This is a genomic window from Streptococcus sp. CCH8-H5, assembly GCF_001556505.1.
In the GTDB taxonomy this organism is placed as follows: domain Bacteria; phylum Bacillota; class Bacilli; order Lactobacillales; family Streptococcaceae; genus Streptococcus.
The window spans coordinates 1-278 of the sequence record NZ_LSIZ01000150.1; the positions used below are offsets into that span (position 1 = coordinate 1).

General features: G+C 50.4%; 1 protein-coding gene. It reads right to left on the minus strand.

Features of this window, described 5'->3' with window-relative positions; translation table 11 throughout:
- Window positions 1-278, minus strand: a 278-nt coding sequence (locus tag AX663_RS10865) for an Ig-like domain-containing protein (protein WP_231724234.1), incomplete at both ends; no start/stop codon positions are given.

Sequence of the window (278 nt, forward strand, 5' to 3'; positions counted from 1 at the left end):
CGCTGACTGGAACACTGAAGTTGCCATCTGGATCAGCTGTTGCTGTGGCCTTAGAGCCATCTGGAAGAGTAACTTCTACAGTTGAACCGGCTTCGGCTGTACCTGTGACGGCTGTAGCACCTGCGGTAACTGGGTTCACAGTTGGGGCTACTGGAGCTGTCGTATCTGGTACGGTAACGGTTGTCGGTGTTGATGTATTGTTTGAAGCATCTTTTGCTGTAACAGATACGGTGTCATTTTCCTTCAAGGCGCTGACTGGAACACTGAAGTTGCCATCT